Origin of the sequence: Akkermansia sp. UBA7090 (assembly GCF_002493465.1) — a bacterium.
Classification (GTDB): Bacteria; Verrucomicrobiota; Verrucomicrobiia; order Verrucomicrobiales; family Akkermansiaceae; genus Akkermansia; species Akkermansia muciniphila_A.
Genome location: NZ_DKYW01000025.1, coordinates 128,267 through 142,903, shown reverse-complemented (window position 1 = coordinate 142,903; position 14,637 = coordinate 128,267). Strand labels below are relative to the sequence as shown.

The 14,637-nt window shown below is 56.9% G+C and carries 11 protein-coding genes; 3 read left to right on the top strand and 8 right to left on the bottom strand.

What is annotated here, in order from left to right:
* Positions 1 to 3 precede the first annotated feature (3 nt).
* Genes B3075_RS08885 through B3075_RS08875 form a run of 3 tightly spaced genes read left to right on the top strand, consistent with a single transcriptional unit; the run spans position 4 to position 3,068 of the window.
* The gene (locus tag B3075_RS08885) at positions 4 to 1,062 is read left to right on the top strand and encodes a tRNA dihydrouridine synthase (RefSeq protein WP_290487960.1); all 1,059 of its coding nucleotides are present in this window, start codon (positions 4 to 6) and stop codon (positions 1,060 to 1,062) included.
* A gap of 12 nt (positions 1,063 to 1,074) precedes the next feature.
* The gene (locus B3075_RS08880; protein WP_290487958.1) at positions 1,075 to 2,214 is read left to right on the top strand and encodes a transglutaminase-like domain-containing protein; all 1,140 of its coding nucleotides are present in this window, start codon (positions 1,075 to 1,077) and stop codon (positions 2,212 to 2,214) included.
* Entirely contained in the window at positions 2,211 to 3,068 is an 858-nt protein-coding gene (locus tag B3075_RS08875; RefSeq protein ID WP_290487956.1) for a diacylglycerol/lipid kinase family protein, read from the top strand. Before B3075_RS08880 ends, B3075_RS08875 begins: the two co-directional genes overlap by 4 nt.
* Positions 3,069 to 3,199: 131 nt before the next feature.
* On the opposite strand, the gene B3075_RS08870 is transcribed toward B3075_RS08875, so the two are convergent.
* The 8 genes from B3075_RS08870 to B3075_RS08835 all read right to left on the bottom strand — a co-directional run bounded on the left by B3075_RS08870 (position 3,200) and on the right by B3075_RS08835 (position 14,425).
* Positions 3,200 to 3,982: an enoyl-ACP reductase FabI gene (locus tag B3075_RS08870; RefSeq protein ID WP_012420677.1), complete on the bottom strand. Its 783-nt coding sequence runs from the start codon at positions 3,980 to 3,982 to the stop codon at positions 3,200 to 3,202.
* Between the two features lie 66 nt (positions 3,983 to 4,048).
* Entirely contained in the window at positions 4,049 to 4,924 is an 876-nt protein-coding gene (folD, locus tag B3075_RS08865; protein ID WP_290487927.1) for a bifunctional methylenetetrahydrofolate dehydrogenase/methenyltetrahydrofolate cyclohydrolase FolD, read from the bottom strand.
* Positions 4,897 to 5,625: a lysophospholipid acyltransferase family protein gene (locus tag B3075_RS08860; protein WP_094136460.1), complete on the bottom strand. Its 729-nt coding sequence runs from the start codon at positions 5,623 to 5,625 to the stop codon at positions 4,897 to 4,899. Before B3075_RS08860 ends, folD begins: the two co-directional genes overlap by 28 nt.
* A gap of 15 nt (positions 5,626 to 5,640) precedes the next feature.
* Positions 5,641 to 7,224, bottom strand: coding sequence for a hypothetical protein (locus B3075_RS08855; protein WP_143245622.1), 1,584 nt, complete (start codon positions 7,222 to 7,224; stop codon positions 5,641 to 5,643).
* A 78-nt stretch (positions 7,225 to 7,302) separates the two neighbouring features.
* On the bottom strand, positions 7,303 to 9,804 hold the full coding sequence (locus B3075_RS08850) for an Amuc_1098 family type IV pilus outer membrane protein (RefSeq protein WP_179218399.1): 2,502 nt from the start codon (positions 9,802 to 9,804) through the stop codon (positions 7,303 to 7,305).
* A gap of 135 nt (positions 9,805 to 9,939) precedes the next feature.
* On the bottom strand, positions 9,940 to 11,664 hold the full coding sequence (locus B3075_RS08845; protein ID WP_290487922.1) for an alpha-amylase family glycosyl hydrolase: 1,725 nt from the start codon (positions 11,662 to 11,664) through the stop codon (positions 9,940 to 9,942).
* A gap of 71 nt (positions 11,665 to 11,735) precedes the next feature.
* On the bottom strand, positions 11,736 to 13,118 hold the full coding sequence (locus B3075_RS08840) for a CCA tRNA nucleotidyltransferase (RefSeq protein ID WP_290487920.1): 1,383 nt from the start codon (positions 13,116 to 13,118) through the stop codon (positions 11,736 to 11,738).
* Between the two features lie 8 nt (positions 13,119 to 13,126).
* Positions 13,127 to 14,425 (bottom strand): TlpA family protein disulfide reductase, encoded by a 1,299-nt coding sequence (locus B3075_RS08835; RefSeq protein ID WP_290487918.1) that lies wholly within the window; start codon positions 14,423 to 14,425, stop codon positions 13,127 to 13,129.
* Between the last annotated feature and the right edge of the window lie 212 nt (positions 14,426 to 14,637).

Below are 14,637 nucleotides of genomic sequence, written 5' to 3'. Positions count from 1 at the left end.
GGTATGCACAGACCCATGCTCCTGGCCCTGGCCCCCATGAAAGACGTGACGGATCTGGCTTTCCTCAACACATTGAAGGACTTGAATTCCCTGCCGGATTATTTCATCACGGAGTATTTCCGGACGGTGGCCCATCATAAAAAGATGTCGCCATACATTCTGCGTTCCATTGATGAAAATCCCACGGGCCGCCCCATTTACGGACAGCTCGTGGGCCATGAACCGGAATATCTGGCAAGGGATGCACAGGCCCTGATGGAACACGCCTGTGCAGGCGTGGATCTGAATATGGGCTGCCCCGCCCCCATCGTATGCCGGAGAAATGCGGGGGGCGGCATGCTGCGGTCCCTGAAGGCCATGGACGCGGCCCTGGGAGCGCTCCGGGACGTACTGCCCGCCGGAGCCTTCACCGTCAAATGCCGCCTGGGATACGAAACGCCGGACGAATTTGAACGGATCCTTCCAGTAATTGCCTCCCATTCCCCGGACAGGGTGTGCATTCACGCCCGCACCGTCCGTGAAGGCTACCGCTCCCCGGTGCACCCGGAATGGGTGAAATGGGCCGCAGGGATGCTGAAATGTCCCGTGGTCGCCAACGGCAATATTGTGGATGCGGCCACAGCGGAGGCATGGGTGCGGCTGGCCCGGCCGGCAGGGCTGATGATCGGGCGGGCGGCCCTGCGCAATCCATGGATATTTTCCCAGCTTCATGCCCGCTTTCGGGGCCATGCCGCCGTGAACCTCACCTTCCGGAACGTGCTGCACTATATTCGCCGCCTTTATGAACGCACGCGGGAAATGCAGGAACATTACGTGGAAGAAAAACACATCCACCGCATGAAAAAATATCTGGTTTATACTGCGCGGGGACTTCCCGGCACCTTTGACCATGATATGAAAAGGGCGAAAACCGCCCGCGATTTCATGCGCATTTGCGAGGACATTCTGGATAACGACGAACCTTTTGCTCCCACTCCGCCGGAAGACACGCATCTCTTTGCCCATTTCCATACCCTCCTTGCGCAAGAGGAAGCTTGTCTCCCTCCCGGAATTCAGGTATGAATTTCACCGTTCATGAATCTGCTGCCTTTCGTCCTTCTCCCGGGACTGACCGCCGCTATTTGCGCCGCCCATGACACCATTCCGGCCGGGGTGGAGTTTCTGCGTGCCTGCATGCCTGAGCAGGACAGGGAAACGGTTACGCAAGAAAGGCTGGTCCGGGAAGTCCGCCTCGCCCTGGCAGCACGGGACCAATTCCCCTGGGCCGCCCAGGTTCCCTGGGAGCTTTATGAAAATAACGTTCTCCCTTATGCCGTGGTCAACGAACCGCGCGACGAATGGAGGGAGCAGTTCCATCGCCTCTTCGCGCCGCTTGTTTCCTCATGCAAGACGGGGCGGGAAGCCGCCCTCACCATCTCCTCCAGCATCCAGAAAACCCTGAACGTACGCTATTCCACAGAGAGAAGAGCCCCTCACCAGGGAGTCAGGGAATCCCTGCAATCCGGCAAAGTCTCCTGTACGGGCCAAAGCATCCTGCTCATCTGCGCGCTTCGTTCCGTGGGCATTCCGGCCCGCATGGCGGGCGTTCTTACCTGGAACCACGTGCGCGGCAACCACAACTGGGTGGAAGCCTGGTGTGACGGGGAATGGAAAATGCTGGAATACAATGAAAAGGACTTCAACACCCCGTGGGTAATGTCCGCCATCAGCATGCTGGATCCCCGTAAACCGGAGAACGCCATTTATGCCACCTCCTGGAAAAAGGGACCTTCAGGAGCATTCTTTCCCATGATATGGGAAGCCCGCTACGACGGAAAACGGCACGCGCTGGCCTTCCCGCCGGAAAGCCGTACCGTCCCCGCCGTCAATATCACGGACCGCTACATGAAGCTGGCGTGCGAATGGGTGGCGTCTCAACCGGAATATGTGCCCGGCAGCCGGCTGATGCTGGACATCAGGGAAAAGAAAGAAAACGGCGTCAGAAGGCTGCCCCTGCACGTCGTCCTCAAATCGGAAGAAGGGGAAGTTCTGGCGGATGGGATCACTCCCGGACCATCCGACGACATGAGGAAATTTCTGGAAATACGCCTGCCGGACAACATTTCCCGCGGCATGCTGGAGTTCAAGCTGCCTGACGGAACCGTGCGCCATGAACCTGTGGCACACACGGAAGCTCCGGTACAGATTTTGAACTTCTTCGTGCCCGCTCCATGAAAATTCCCCTGTTTTTCAACAATACGGCGCGCAGCGCCAGAGCCGGTCGATTCCGCCGCTGGCTGGATCAGCACCGGGATTTTTTTAACGTTATTGAACCAGAAAGCAGGGAAGACATGTTGAACCATTTGGTTTCCCAGGCGAATTCCGGAGCGCCCGCCGTGGCTGTGGCGGGAGGAGACGGCACGCTGGGAATCGCGGCAAGGGCTCTCTGCAACACGGAAACGGCTCTGGCCCCCTTTCCTGCGGGCACCATGAATGTTTTTTCACGGGAAATAGGAATCCGTCCGGATTTCGACCACGCCCTGCATATTCTGAACACGGGGCGTTTCAAAAATGTGGACCTGTTCGCATTCAACGGGCAAGTTTTTCTTCAAATGGCGGGCATTGGCGCGGACGCCCGCGCCGTAGAACTGACCACGTGGGAAATGAAAAAAAAATGGAAAGCCTTCGCCTACGTAATTGCCGGCGCCCGGGTCTGTATGGAAAAACAGCCGCGCCTCACCCTGACCACAGATGAAGGCCGGGTACTGGAAGGACGCTCCATCATCTTCGGCAACGGGCGCAAATATGGCGGCTCGCTTAACTTCTTTGCGGAAGCGGACAACAGTGACGGCCTTCTGGATGCAGTGGTATTCAGGCATTCCATTACTTCCATCATCGGGGAATGCCTGACGGCCGCGGTTCATGGGGGCTTTCATTCCCGGAGGAGCGGCAATTTTGAATACATCCGGATGACGGGGGGAACCGTCACCTCCGCCGGACAGGCCTCCTGCGAACTGGACGGCGATTATGCAGGAAACGCCCCGGTCCGCATCACCCGCCTCGGCTCGCTGAAAGTGTTCGTTCCCTGAAACGCAGCGTGAAAACAGGCTTTTTGACGGAAAACAGGACCCTCCTTTGCCCCCGCATGGAATCGCAAAAAAGCCGTACCGGTAAAACCGGTACGGCCTGCGAATAGGAAAAAGCTTCCGTAAGGAACGCGCTACATGCCCATGATCTGATAACCGCCGTCCACGTAAATCACCTGCCCGGTGATTGCGGCTGCGCCGTCACTGGCCAGGAAAACGCCGGTGGCTCCCAATTCCTCACCCGTGCAGGAACGGCCCAGAGGAGCATGCTCCTCATACACCTTGAACATGGTGTTAAAACCGGAAACGCCGCGCGCTGCAAGCGTCTGCATGGGCCCCGCGCTGATGCAGTTGACACGGATACCGCGGGAACGGCCCAAATCATAAGCCAGATAACGGGTGCAGGCTTCCAGGGCAGCTTTGGAAACGCCCATCAGATTGTAGTTGGGAACCACTTTTTCGGATCCCAGATAGGACATGGCCAGAATGCTGCCGTTGTCGGACATCATGGGTTCCACGGCGCGGGAAAGGGCTACCAAGGAATAAGCGGATATATCCAGGGAAATCTTGAATGCCTCGCGGCCCGTTTCCAGAAAACTGCCGCCGAGGGCCTCCTTCGGGGCAAAAGCCACGGAATGCAGCAGACAGTCTACTTTATCCGTATGCTGGCGGACCCTTTCAAAGAAAGCGTTAACGGACTCATCACTGCTGACATCCAGATCGTAAACGGGGACATCCTCGCCGAAGTTCTCATGGATCAGCTTGAGAACGCCGTCCTTGAGACGTTCGCCCTGATAATTGAAGATGAGCTTTGCGCCCGCTTCATGCCACGCCTTGGCAATTGCGAACGCGATGCTGCGCTTGTTCGCCACGCCGACTACGACACCAACTTTGCCTTCGAGTAATTTACTTGACATAATGGTAAATGAATACTGCCTTACTTTCCTTCATTTGACAAGAAAAACGGACGTCACGGCATTTTGTCAGGCTCCCGTCTGCTGGCGGCACGCTTTGACCGTATTGGCCATCAGCATGGCGATAGTCATCGGACCCACGCCGCCGGGCACGGGAGTAATCGCCCGGCACTTGGGCGCCACCTCATCATAGGCCACGTCCCCCACAATCCGGTAGCCGCGCTTGGCGGAAGCATCCTCCACGCGGTTGATGCCCACATCCACCACTACGGCGCCGTCTTTCACAAAATCAGCCGTCACAAAAGCGGGCCGGCCTATGGCTGCCACGATAATGTCTGCGGAGCGGCAAAGTTCCGGTAGGTTCTTCGTGCGGGAATGAGCCACGGTCACGGTGGCGTTTGCCTGCTTGGACATCAAAAGATGCGCCATCGGCTTGCCCACAATCATGCTGCGGCCAATGACTACGGCTTTCGCCCCCGCCGTTTCAATGCCGGCGGCTTTTAACAGCCTTATGCAGCCCAGAGGGGTGCAGGGCACAAAACCGGTCTCATCTTCCAGCACCAGCTTGGCGACATTCTCCGGATGGAAGCCGTCCACATCCTTGGCGGGGTTTATTTCCAGAACCACGGCCGCTTCGTCGATGTGGGGAGGAGGCGGGCTTTGCACCAGGATGCCGTGAATGGAAGAATCCGCGTTCAAGTCGCGGACAACCTGAAGCAGTTCTTCCTGGGAAGCGTCGGAGGGGAGAACTATTTTACGGGAATTCATCCCCAGTTCCGCACATTTTTTCACCTTGGAATTTACATATACCTGGGAGGCGGGATCATCCCCTACCAGCACCACGGCCAAACCGGGCGTTATTCCCTGTTCCCTGAGCCGGGCAATATCTCTTTCAACCTCTTCCAGCACCTGGGAGGCTACTTGCTTTCCATCGATGATTTGCATAATAATGATTGGTTAAGAGGCGGGAAGTCCGGAAGCCCCTCGCCCAGCAGCCCGGCCAGAAGACGGGCATAATTCGCCACCTGCTCATCTGTTGCGTCCGGGGGAATGAACAGGCGCTTTTTCCATAGAATATTTACGTTGGAACACGGCTTGGGAATGGCGTAACGGTCCCAGGTTCTGTTCAGACGCCAGCAGCTTTCATATTCGATGCATACGGGAACGATGGGCAGCCCTGACTGGGAGGCCAGCTTGACAATGCCATGATGCACTTCGTAAAGGGGCCCCCGCGGACCATCCGGAGTGAGGCAGAAACAGACATCCCCCTCCTGAACCTTCCGCATCATTTCCATGTAGGCTAACGCCCCCCGCCTTCCGGAAGAACCCCGGACGGCTCCCAGGCCGAAGTGCCTGCATACGGCTTCCACCAGGGCGCCGTCCTTGCTGGCGCTGGTAAGCACACACATCCTGAGCGGCTTCTGGGCCAGAGACCACGCATAACCCGGCACCATCGTGCGGTTGTGCCAGAGGGCTACAAGAAAAGGCGCCGTATAAACATCGTCATGCTCCTCCTTGATGGAACGGATATTCAGACTCATGCAGATGGGCTGAAGTACGGACCACAGGCCAAAGCCGGCCAGCCGGGTCCACCAGCGGGACCTCTTTTCAGATGTTTTGCGAACAATGGGATTGAGCAGCAACATGGAATCTTGGCAATATCACATGAATCCGTCCACTGTAATCCGGGAGGGAGAGGGATTTGACGGAGCAGGAAGGGATACCCCGCGGGAAGGAACGGCATGCATTTCCGGACGGTCCGTGCCCGGCGCCTTTTCCTGGAGCATTCCCGCGGAGTTGTCCTGCGGAAACGCCGGAGTGCCGGAAATTTTCACAGGAAGAATCATTTCATGCCCTTCCTGCGTCACGCCGGACGGCAGTTTCCGGACGTCCACCATGTAGGAAGGGATTTTAAAGACCAGTTTCCCCGTCAAGGAAGCACCGTTGCTGTACAAAACTCCGGTCACCCCCAGAAAGCCCTGCTCAAACAGGGAAATCTCTTTCAGGGAAGCGGAACGTCCCGTTCCATCGCTTTCCAGAAGGAAAGAGCCGGAAGTAAAGACGGGAGAAGAATACGGCAGCCTTATTTCCGTATTCCGGGCAGTCATGGCCGCCAGCAGGCGCAAAACAGGCAGCCTGATCATGGTCGCCTTGATCACGGAACCGCTGTATCCTTTTAGAGAGGGCCTTTTCTGTTCAGCTGTTACAGGCAGGGCAAAATCCAGTTTCAATTCATGCTTCTCATCCCCTTCCTGTTCTCCCGCCTGCACCTTGAGAACGGAAGAGAAATCATCTCCCAGCAGAGAGGCGAGATCGAAATTTCTTCCTGTCAACGTCCAGGCCTGGTGACGGAAATCCGTGCCCAGAGGAAAATTCCCCGTAATCATGAAGGGGCTGAGATCCGTAGGCTTGTTGAGCAGACGCCCTTTGTCCAGAAAACCGGAAAAAGTGAGCTGCTTGACGCCGCTCCCGTTGAGAATGACGGAACCGGAATCAACTCCCATCAGCGGCCAGCCCTTGATTTTCAATTTTTGCTGTGACAGATCCAGCACGTATTCCGGTTCAGTTCCGTTTCCGGACGTGCGGATGTAGGCTTCCGCCGTCATATAAAGGGGAGCGTCATTCCTTTCCAGAGCAAACTCTTCCGTCCCGTGGGCATAACCCACTTCCAGACGCGGAGCTGTGTACCGCCGGAAAACGAACGGCAATTCCCGGTTCGTCTGGGGCACGGCAAATTTAACGAATCCGGGACGCAGGCCAATAACAGCCCTGGACACATTAAGGCCTTCCCCTCTGATTTTTCCCATGAATAAAGGCACGGCGGAAATTTCCCCGGAGATGCCTTCCATTGCCACAAAGGACAGGCATGAATCTTCCGGAAAGGATATCCTGACGCGTGAAGCCTTCATGGTAAGGCCATCCATCGCCATTCCGGAAATGTTCACTTCTCCGCCCCAGGCGGCGGAAAGATCAGCTTGCAGACGGTCGGCAAATTCCTCCGTATTGAAGGAAGAAAGGCGGTACATATATGTCCCCGCCAGCGCACCGGCAACCAGAAGGACCAGAATACAAAGGCCTATTAAAAAACGCTTGTTTTTCAACACGGCCTGTTTGGAGTCCTGCCGGTCGTCATTGTAAGTCCGCCGGCGCTTTTCCACCCGGATCACCTTGCTGCCGTCCGGGCGCACCACAACTTCCCTTCTCCGCTCTACTCCTTGGGAATCCGACGCATGCAGCTGACGCATGATATTGTCAGCTCCCTGGGGCGGAGAAGACTCAAAATCAGAATCGCTGTTTTTCAATGGTCTTGATCCGGTTAAAGGTTACTGGGCATTGCTGAGGGCGGGGAGCGGAGCGGCCCCTGCCGGGGCCTCCTCGTCCGGAATGGAAGTATCCGGCGTGTAAAGCTTCTTGCCGCCCGGATCCACCACTTCCGCCTTTACCATGATAATGATGGCCTTGCGCTGTTCCTTGGAGCCCTTGGAACGGAACAGGCGCCCCACCCAGGGAATATCCCCCAGAACGGGAATTTTATCCTCGTACGTAATGGAAGTGGATTTTTTCAAGGCGCCGATGACGAGCGTATTGCCGGTGGCTATGCGCACCGGAGCGGTCAGGCGCCGCGTGGAAAACACGGGCTGGAGGATGAAGTTGTCTGAAGTTTTCACCATGACGACATCTTCCTTTGCGTCCTTTTCCTGGGAGACCATGGGAACGAAAAGCGATGTGCCGTAGTTGATGAAGCCGTCAAAATCCACGATTTCCGGCACCACGGTCATTTCCACGATGGATTTGTCATCGCTGATGCCGGTCACTTCCACATTGAAAATCGTGCCGAGCTGCCTGGTTTCAAAGGCAGTGGGGTGGGCGGGAGTCATGGGCATGACCGGAATACCGCCGCCGTTATTGTCATCGTCGCCCCAGTCATTATTATTGCCGGTGCTGTTGGGAACTTCAGGCGGATCATATTCCGTAGGGTAAATCAGTTCCCTGCCGCTGAAGAAGGAGGCTTTTTCACCGGGGCGCACAATCACGGAAGGATGCTGCATGATGTCTGTGCCTTTTTTCTGGCTCAAGCCGCGCATAATCATCGTGATATCCGCATGGCTCCACATGCCGCGCAAAGTGACGATACTGGGAGCTCCGCCGGGAACATAGGTTGCATCAGAACTTCTGGCGGAAGTGCCGCGTTCAATCATGCTGTCAATGCTATTTTCCGTAAACACCTGGCTGCCGGAACGCAGCCCGCCCACCACTCCCACCGGGGCGGCGGCTCCGGCCACACTGGCGGCGCTGTCCAGCACGGAATTGTTATAGCCATTTTTATCGGTTCCCGCGCCGCCCATGAACCACTTGGTAGGATCCAGGTTCAGATTGACGATCCAGTTAAAGCCCAATTCCTCCAAATCCGTCTGATTGACTTCCAGAAAAGTCGCGCTGACCACCACCTGGAGAGGCTGTTCCGCAGTTCTGGACGCTACCAGCTCTTCCAGCATGCTCAAATCCCTGGGCGTGCCATGAAAAAGAAGAGTGGAGTTACCCGAGTTGTATTTAATAAAGCTGCCTTCCGGGAATTTCACCCCCATGGAAGCCAGCGCCTTTTGCGGATCCACCCGTTTCAGGGTCATGCCGGAAGAACCGGAATCACCGGAACTGAACGGGTCTGAATCGTCGGCGTCAGAAGCCTCTGACAATCCGGAGAAGAAGCCCGGCGGAAGGGTAATGGACTTGGTGACCATGTAGGAAGTTCCGTCTGAACTGGATACCAGCTCCGCGCCAAAGGCATTGGTCCGCAGAATAAGGCCGGATGCGCGCGCCACGTATTCCAGGGCTTCACGAAGCGGTACATTTTGAAGATTAAGCGTAATTCTTTTGGCGGCGGCATCCCTGGCGGAAACGCTGTCTGCTGGGCCGGGATCCACGGAAATATTCACGCCGCGTTCCGCCTCAGTCATGGCAGCGGCATCATGCGTCCTGGCCTGGCTGCGCAAATAATCCACGGCTTCCTGAACCGTCGCGCCGTCCAGCTGCACACGGGGCAGGCGGATCATACCCAGTTTCTGGTCCACATTCACCACCGGGTTGTCCAACGGACGAGAGAATGAAGCGGGTTCCTCCGGAGTTTCCGTCAAAGGAACGGGCATCTCCCACTGTTTGGAAACGTCCGCCAGAGCGCTGCTGCGGGTTTCATCCCTGGCAGCGCCAAAATAAGCGGTTCTGGCGCGGTTAACCAGTTCCATGCCGCGCCGCGCCGCCGTATTGTAAGGGTCCGTCTTAAGGACGGACGTGAATTCCTTCAGGGCCGCATCGTACTGGCCCAGTTCATAATAGCCGAAAGCCAGGTGGAGCAGACGGTTGACTTCCCCCACATTTTTGACGTGTTCCGGGGACAAGGCCGGATTCGTACGCACCGGGTCGCGGGCTATTTCCAACGTGCGTCTGGCCAGGGCATGGTCCGGAGTGGCTTTCAAGGCATCTTCCAGCAGCTTGACGGCCTCATCGTAACGCCCCGCTTTGACATATTCCTGAGCCACGGCCACGCTGGCATCCGCGATGCTGGTTTCCAGGAAACGGCGGCGCTTCTCCATGTTGGGGGATTTGGGCAGCGCAGTCAGGCTTCTGCGGTAATTGTCCAGGGCTTCCTGGTACTTGCCCTCTGAATATTGCTGACGCGCCTGCCCCAACAGCAGCATGGATTCCTGAGCCTGCTCTTCCATCCGGGCTGCAGCCCGGCGTGCGGCCCCTGCCCCTTCCTGGGCCAGCCCCTGGCCGGCTCCAATACCGGCAACGGCAAGCGCCATGGCAATTTGCTGAATGGCAGACATGGAGTGAGGGAAACGTCTAATCATAGGAATTTCCGGGACTATACCGAATTAAAAACCGCCCGTCATTATAAAAACGCCCAGCAGAGCAAAAAATATCGGCAAAGGCAACAGCTTCCCTCCGGAGGAAATGCTTCTCTAAACGGCAGACAGTTCCAGCACGCCCACATGACCCGGTTTCAGGGGGTAAGACAGCCCGCGGTCCATCAATTCCCGCCGCTCAAAAATCCTGTCCTCATCCTCCGCGTCCATCAGGTTTCTGACACGCACACGATCCGTCTGGATGCCGCACCAGCAGAAAGCATGCTGCGGAATGGAAATGCGCAGATTGTAGAAATTAATGCTGGGAGAAAGATTTCCCACCACAAGCACGGTAGCCCTGGCGCGGGCATCATGCCGGAGCATGGCATACACCCAGTGGCCGGAAGTGTCTTCCGCCGGTTCCCTGCCGAACGTGGTGTTTTTCATATTAGCCCAGTTCAGGCCGTAGAAATCTCCCCGGTCCAGCGCCGGATGCTGCATCAGGGGAAGAAGCCGCCGATGAAAGTTTCTCAGCTCTGCGGATTCCTCCGGCAGCAGGGAGGAGTCAAACCGGCCATCCGCCACCCAGGGCTGGAGCCTGGGGAGGCAGGTATAGTCAAAAATGCTGGTGCGCCCGTCATGGCCGCCAAAACCGCCGGGCCCCTCCGCCCGTTCCCCCACTTCCTGCCCGTTGTACACCAGCACAGGACCGCTCCCGGAGGCATACACCAGCGTCATGATTGCCGGCAAAACGACAGGGCCCACGCCTCCCCAGGAAAGAGGGGAGCACACGCGCGTTTCATCATGGTTCTCCACGTAGCGGACGCCGTGGGTCATGTAGATGGGATTGCTTCGGAAAAGGCGGTCGAAGTCATTGGCCCAGTTATTTCCCGTGTACATATGGAGCGCCAGATGATAACAGTCGGAATCGTAAACGGCATTAAATCCGGCATCCAGAAGGGCGGCGCAAGGATCGCCGGGTGTGGTTTTCATGTGGTCGTTGTATGCCTCCGCCATGAAAAACACATCCGGCAGACGCACCCGGGAACGGGAAATGGCCCACTTCCAGAAGGCCATGGGGATCATTTGGGCCATGTCGCACCTGAACCCGCCAATGCCCAGGCTCTGCCAGAAGGAAAGGATATCGTCCATGATGCGCCATGTCTTGGGCACATGCTGCTTGGGGCTGGTCCACCCCGGCAGCAGGCGGAGGGCCGGAAGACCGGCCATAAAGTTATAGCCGTAGTTGAGCTTGACCGTTTCATACCAGTCGTACTTGCCGGGATTCCATGTAACGGCATTATTGCCCGTCACGCGGCCGAAAGTCATTTCCCCTTCAAACAGGCCGTCCGGCAGACGCAGGGGAGGCCCGTCCCCAGGGCTGTTGGAGGTCAGGTAAAAGTACCCCTGCTCCGGAGAAAAAAACGTATGGGGATCATCCCCTTCTCCAAAATCGTCATGCCCGTCCCAGTCCGCCAGGTAAGCGCGGGAAACATGGTTGGGAATAAAGTCGATCATCGGCAGCAGCCCCACCGTCCGGCAACGCTTTACCAGCGCCTTGAACTCATCCATTCTCTTCTCCGGGGAGGAGGCCAGATCCGGATCCACGTCAAAATAATCCACCACCGCATAGGGACTTCCGGCCAGGCCTTTTACGATGGATTCCGGCTGGGCGGCCAGCCCGGGATGGGCCGTCTGCGTAGCGTGCCTCAGCACCCCGGTCAGCCAGATGTGCGTAAAACCCATCCGCGCTATTTCACGTAATGCTTTATCCGTCACTCCATTAAAAGTTCCGCACCCGTTCGTTTCCCGGCTCCCCCAGTCAACTCCGTGGGTCTCCATATTGGAAAAATGACGAACAAATAGTTGATAAATGACAGGACGCATGAGTTGAAATGATCAAATATTGACGCTTATAATGCTAACTTTTCCAGGTATTCTGCAAGCGCATTCTGTTCCACCGGAGCAATTTGTCCCAGCTGCAGCAGGGCTTCCTTCCTGGTCCGGAGCGTTCCCTCCAACTGAAGCTCCTGCAGACGGGACAGCCATTTCCCGAAACCAGGCCCCGGGGACAGCCCCAGGTTCACCAGATCACGCCCGGTCACCAACGGGGGAGGCACCAGAGGGGCATTCCGGTAGGAATCCATGAAGTCCCTGACAAATTGCCAGTTGTCCATCAATCCGTTGGAGGAAAGACAATCCAGGCGGTGGAGTTCCAGTTCCTCCCGGAAATGAGGAGCGTTCATGAACATTCGCAGCGTAGATTTCCTCATCTGCCTCACGTTGATGAAGCGCATATGGCGCTCCACCATGGAACACACCGCATCCACCACGGCATTGGAATATTTCAGCCTTCTTAAAATGACCCTGGCCATGGAAGAGCCTTCCTTGTCATGGCCGGAAAAACGGATGCGTCCCGTTTCATCCACCTGGCGGCAGGGGGGCTTCCCGATGTCATGCAGCAGAACCCCCAGGGCCAGCTCCAAAGACATGGGGGAACCGTCCCTTCCCAGCGCGTCCAGCATCATCAGCGTATGGGTGTATACATCCCCTTCCGGATGCCATTGGGGAGGCTGCGTACAGCCTATCATATCGTATATTTCCGGAATGATATGCTTCATCAACCCCGTTTCCACCAGCATTTCCACGCCCCGTTTCCTTCCGGGAGACAATAAAATCCTGTCCAGTTCCTCCCGGATGCGTTCCGGGGCAATCCGGGCCAGCAGCGGCGCGTTCCTGAAAATGGAGGAGCAAGTTTCCTTCTCCACCTGAACTTCCCTGGTAACGGCAAAACGTACGGCGCGCATCAGCCGCAGGGAATCTTCTTCAAAACGGCGGTCCGGCTCCCCGATGCATCTCAATACGCGGGCCCGTATATCCTCCACTCCGCCTACATAATCCACCACACGGCCCGGAGGAGAAGAAAACGGATCTTCAAAAAGGCCGTTCATGGTAAAATCACGCCGCCGGGCATCTTCTTCCGCATCCGTAAAGCAGACGGCTTCCGGCCTCCGGCCATCCCTGTAGCTGCCGTCTCTGCGGAAGGTTGCCACTTCAAAGGAAAAACCTTCTCGGCGGACCAGCACCACGCCGAAGGCGGCGCCCACTTCCCAGGCATCCGGAAACAGGCGCAACACCTCATCCGGACGGGCGGAGGTGGCAATATCGATATCCTTCACGGAATATCCCAGCAACCTGTCCCGGACACAGCCGCCCACAAAATATACGGTGTGTCCTGCTCCGGAAAGAACCCGGGCCACGGCCTCCGCGGCCTTTCTCAACAGAATCCCCTCCATGAAACGGATCATTCAGGCATGGGCCTCAAAGGAGGAGCGGAAAGAGAATCTTCCTCCGCACCGGAGGGGGAGGAAGGGAATGCGTGCCGCAGCCTGTCAGGCCGGGAAGCGGAGGGAACGCGCGTATCTGGGGAATTAATCCTGGCCGGCAGAGAAACAGGCTTGGAGGAAGCAGGTGTGGAGGGGACCTTTTTCCCATCCGGCATTTCTTTCTTCTTTCCCTCCAGTTTGCCCATGACTGCGTACAGGTTGGCGTCAAACAGCATATCCGGCGTGCCGCGCATCAGGATTTTCCCCGCGGGGTCCAGCAGATACACGCGCGGGGTGAGCCTCACCCGGTAATCCTTAAACGCCGCCGCCTTTTCATCCACCAGGGAAGGCATATCCATTTTCAAGTTCAACAGGGCCTTTTCCACGTTCTCCCTCTTTCCGGGAGCCACCGGCATCACCGTCAAACCGGGAAACTCTTTCCGGAGAGACGCGGCTTTTTGCAAAAACTGAACGGAACGCATATCCTGCGGATCCCAAAAAACTACCAGCACGGGCTTATCCCCGGAAGGGAGCGTCACATTTCCGGCCGCCGCGGTGGAAGGAAGGCTGATTCCAGGCCCGGTCTGCCCGATATTGAGATTACGTATTTCGTATAGTTCCTCCTTCACAATATCCTGAACAGGAATAGGGCCGAAGCTGGAATCATAGCATTTGATAATGGCGTCTTTCAGCAATTTTCCGCGGGCCGCCACCAGCCTAACGTCATCCTGAAGCATCCCTGTCGTTTCCTTCATCACCATGGCCAGTCCCAGGGAAGCCAAGCCCTGGTCCTCCGGGAACTGGTTGTAATCCTTGATCTGTTCCAGAATAACGCGGCAGCGCAGGTCGCGGGAATTGCTCAGGGCATACGCCGCCTTCCCCGCCCCTTGTTCCCGGAACAGCGTATTTTCCAGGGAATCCAGGCAAAACACGACAATCTTTCTGGCCATATCTCCATTCGGGAACGCCTGCGCTACAGCCTGGGGATGATTCAGGAACCAGACGACAGCCGGAAGAAGGCAGGGTTTTTGAGTTTCGGACTTCTGAAGGTCGCTCCCAGCCTGCCTCCATAATTCCCGAGCCACCGGAACGGCATCCGGACGGTTCTCCATTAATTCCGCCCTTTTTTCTGCGCTTTCAGCCGTTTTCAATGCGGATTCCCAGTCGGACTGCCTCATCCGCCAATCCTCCAGCACCCTGTTCATGCCCGTCTCGTCCGCCGGAGCCCATCCAATCAGGCTGCACGCACCGGCTATCACGCAAAACGCTCTCTTCATACCCTGCCACTATGCCCTGACGCGTCCCACACGTCAATCAAACCCCGCGGCAAAACGCTGCCTATTTTTCTTTCCCGCTCCCGCCCAGCTGTTTACGTCCCCGGAACACATGTTCCGGAAATGAACAAACCCCGGCGAATCCCTTCGCCGGGGCTGCTGTTCAACTAACTACCTATGAAGACGGCCGAGTCCTTAAGTGGATGAAGCGCTCT

Excerpts from the sequence above, each read along its gene's own strand:
- B3075_RS08855 (WP_143245622.1), bottom strand. The coding sequence starts at position 7,224 with ATGCGTCAGCTGCATGCGTCGGATTCCCAAGGAGTAGAGCGGAGAAGG.
- folD (WP_290487927.1), bottom strand. The coding sequence starts at position 4,924 with ATGCAAATCATCGATGGAAAGCAAGTAGCCTCCCAGGTGCTGGAAGAG.
- B3075_RS08870 (WP_012420677.1), bottom strand. The coding sequence starts at position 3,982 with ATGTCAAGTAAATTACTCGAAGGCAAAGTTGGTGTCGTAGTCGGCGTG.
- B3075_RS08845 (WP_290487922.1), bottom strand. The coding sequence starts at position 11,664 with ATGGAGACCCACGGAGTTGACTGGGGGAGCCGGGAAACGAACGGGTGC.
- B3075_RS08850 (WP_179218399.1), bottom strand. The coding sequence starts at position 9,804 with ATGTCTGCCATTCAGCAAATTGCCATGGCGCTTGCCGTTGCCGGTATT.
- B3075_RS08860 (WP_094136460.1), bottom strand. The coding sequence starts at position 5,625 with ATGTTGCTGCTCAATCCCATTGTTCGCAAAACATCTGAAAAGAGGTCC.
- B3075_RS08840 (WP_290487920.1), bottom strand. The coding sequence starts at position 13,118 with ATGGAGGGGATTCTGTTGAGAAAGGCCGCGGAGGCCGTGGCCCGGGTT.
- B3075_RS08875 (WP_290487956.1), top strand. The coding sequence starts at position 2,211 with ATGAAAATTCCCCTGTTTTTCAACAATACGGCGCGCAGCGCCAGAGCC.
- B3075_RS08880 (WP_290487958.1), top strand. The coding sequence starts at position 1,075 with ATGAATCTGCTGCCTTTCGTCCTTCTCCCGGGACTGACCGCCGCTATT.
- B3075_RS08835 (WP_290487918.1), bottom strand. The coding sequence starts at position 14,425 with ATGAAGAGAGCGTTTTGCGTGATAGCCGGTGCGTGCAGCCTGATTGGA.
- B3075_RS08885 (WP_290487960.1), top strand. The coding sequence starts at position 4 with ATGCACAGACCCATGCTCCTGGCCCTGGCCCCCATGAAAGACGTGACG.